Source organism: Hydrogenophaga sp. (assembly GCF_041633695.1).
In the GTDB taxonomy this organism is placed as follows: Bacteria; Pseudomonadota; Gammaproteobacteria; order Burkholderiales; family Burkholderiaceae_C; genus Hydrogenophaga.
Window position 1 is genome coordinate 1 of record NZ_JBFJMY010000544.1, and the last position, 2536, is coordinate 2536.

The 2536-nt window shown below is 62.7% G+C and carries 4 protein-coding genes; 1 reads left to right on the top strand and 3 read right to left on the bottom strand.

Annotation, left to right across the window (positions count from 1 at the left end):
- Positions 1 to 679, top strand: a 679-nt coding sequence (locus ABYB95_RS21415) for a hypothetical protein (RefSeq protein ID WP_372661693.1), incomplete at its 5' end; no start/stop codon positions are given.
- Between the two features lie 112 nt (positions 680 to 791).
- Here ABYB95_RS21415 and ABYB95_RS21420 read toward each other — a convergent pair.
- The 3 genes from ABYB95_RS21420 to ABYB95_RS21430 are packed head-to-tail and all read right to left on the bottom strand — an operon-like array spanning position 792 to position 2320.
- The gene (locus tag ABYB95_RS21420) at positions 792 to 1718 is read right to left on the bottom strand and encodes a ParB/RepB/Spo0J family partition protein (protein ID WP_372661696.1); all 927 of its coding nucleotides are present in this window, start codon (positions 1716 to 1718) and stop codon (positions 792 to 794) included.
- Between the two features lie 3 nt (positions 1719 to 1721).
- A complete protein-coding gene (locus ABYB95_RS21425; RefSeq protein ID WP_372661699.1) occupies positions 1722 to 2033 on the bottom strand; it encodes a type II toxin-antitoxin system RelE/ParE family toxin in 312 nt (103 codons plus the stop codon).
- On the bottom strand, positions 2030 to 2320 hold the full coding sequence (locus ABYB95_RS21430) for a ribbon-helix-helix protein, CopG family (RefSeq protein ID WP_372661702.1): 291 nt from the start codon (positions 2318 to 2320) through the stop codon (positions 2030 to 2032). The genes ABYB95_RS21425 and ABYB95_RS21430 overlap by 4 nt, the downstream gene beginning before the upstream one ends.
- Positions 2321 to 2536: the final 216 nt, after the last annotated feature.

Sequence of the window (2536 nt, forward strand, 5' to 3'; positions counted from 1 at the left end):
CGACGCATCGCTGCAACGCTGCAGCGAACCGCTGGGCACCTTGGCTGTGGACGATGGCCGCGGCAAAGACTGGTACGCCAGCTTTGGCCGCGCCACCCAGGTGACCAGCATCGAGCCGCTGTTGCGCCTGGCGGTGCAGCAATCGAACTGCTTCGTGATCACCTCCATCGGCAACAACCGGACCGAGGACAAGCTCTCGGCCATCACCGACAAACAGCGCAACTCCGGCGAATTCCGCGCCGGCTCGCAACAGCAAAAAGGCCAGCGTGTGGCCGCCGACTACTACATGGAGCCGGCCATCATCATCGACAACGCCTCCACGGGCAAAGTCGCGGGCGCCCTGGGCGGCCTGCTGGGCGGTGGCTTCGGTGCGCTGGCGGGTTCGCTGGAGACCAAATCCTCGGTGGTCACCCTGACCCTGTTCGACATCCGCTCCTCGGTGCAGATCGCGATCTCTGAAGGCAATTCCACCGCCACCAACTACGGTGCCGCCCTGGGTGCTTTTGGCGGTGGCGCCGCAGCCGGTCTGGGTGGCTTCTCGCGCACCCCTGAGGGCAAAGCCTCGGTGGCCGCGTTTGTGGACGCCTACAACAGCATGGTGATTTCGCTGCGCAACTACAAGGCACAAAACGTGCGCGGTGGCCTGGGCAAAGGCGGCGTGCTCAAAGTGGGCAACTGATTTCAACGATTGCGACCCTTTTCGACCCTCCAAGGTCAAAAGCCTCCCGGTATCGGGAGGCTTTTTTTTCGCCGCCTGTTGCGGTCTCAGGCCCCGTGCTGCACAACGCCGTTCAGCGGCTGCCGCGCAAACGGTCGATGATGCCGTTGAGCGCGTCCAGCGAACCGAACTGGATCGCCAGTTCACCCAGCTCTTCAAAACGCCCGTGCCGCTTGACGCGCTTTTTCACCCGCACCTCCACCTCGGCGGTGAGCAGATCGGCGAGCTCCTCCTCCACCCGGCGGATATCGCGCGACTTTTCCTTCTTGAGCTTTTGCGGTGCCAAAGCGAATTCGGCCCCCAGCTTTTTCACCAGGCTCTCGGCTTCGCGCACCGACATCTTTTTGGTCGCCACCTGGTTGGCGGCCGAGATCTGGGTCGCCCGGTCCAGCGACAACAAGGCCCGCGCGTGGCCCATGTCGATGTCGCCCGCCATCAACATGGTTTGCACCGGCTCGGTCAATTGCAGCAGGCGCAGCAGGTTGCTGGCCGCGCTGCGCGAACGCCCCACAGCTTGAGCCGCTTGCTCGTGAGTGAGCCCAAACTCTTTCACCAGGCGCTGTAAACCCTGGGCTTCTTCCAACGGGTTCAGGTCTTCCCGCTGGATGTTTTCGATCAACGCCATGGCCGCCGCCGCTTCGTCGGGCACGTCGCGCACCAGCACCGGCACGCTGTCCAGACCCGCCAGTTTGGACGCACGGAAGCGCCGCTCGCCCGCGATGATTTCGTACTTGCCTTCGTTTTCGCCCCCGCTCAGACGCCGCACCAGAATCGGCTGCATGATGCCCTGGGCCTTGATGCTCTCGGCCAGCTCGTACAACGCGCCCTCGTCCATGCGCGTGCGAGGCTGGTATTGGCCCGCCACCAGCTGGTCCAGGGTCAAGCTATTGGGCAGCCCGTGGGTCGCGGCCTGCGCTTCGGCGGGCGTGCCCTCGAACACTTTGGGGCCCAGCAGGGCTTCGAGTCCACGGCCTAGGCCTTTGGGTTTTTTGGTTGCCATGGTTCAAATTTCTTTGTCGGTGTAGCCGGATTGGCGCTGATGCCGAATACGCAGCACGCGCACGGCAGCAATATGGGGCAGGTAGCGGCACTTCACCAAGTACCCGCTTTTACTACCCCGGTTCAAGATCAGTTCACGCAGTCCGCCAGGCAAAGGCCGTCCAATGCCTGGCTGATGGTTCAAAACCCCCAAGCCGTCTTGAATGAAATCGAGCAACTCCAATGCCGACGGGTCGTCTTGCTGCAGGAGGAATTGCACCAGCTTGTCCAGGTCGGACAAGGCATCGTCAGCGAACTGGACACGCGCGAGCGTCATTCAGCCACAGGCCGCAGCGGTGGGCGCTCGGGATTCTCGCCGCGCGCCCGGGCAGCCAGGTGCAGCTTGACATCCTCCCAGTCGTAGCCGCCACGACGCAACATGTCTTGTTCCGCAGCCAACGCGTCGCGCGTGAAGTGATCCTGCAACCGCGCCCGCTCCGACGCTTCGCTCAAGGTCTTGACCATATAGGCGTGGCTGCTCATGCCCTGCTTCTTCGCCTCTTCATCGATCGCGGCTTTGAGTTCGGCGGGCAGTTTGAGGCTGGTGGCGGTGGTGGGTGGCATGACGCGCTCCAAAAGGTAGTCAAACCTGACTACCTTGGTAGTTTACACAGAACAAATTGCTCGCGGCCACCACATTCCGCGGCTCCCGCCGTGCAAGCTCGCCAAGCGGGTACCCAAGAAAATCCGGGTGGATTGGCAACTTTGTCATGGTGATGACTCCAGCAAGCTTGCCAGCAATAGCGCACCTTGCTGCCAGTCACCCACGCCCGTTTCCGC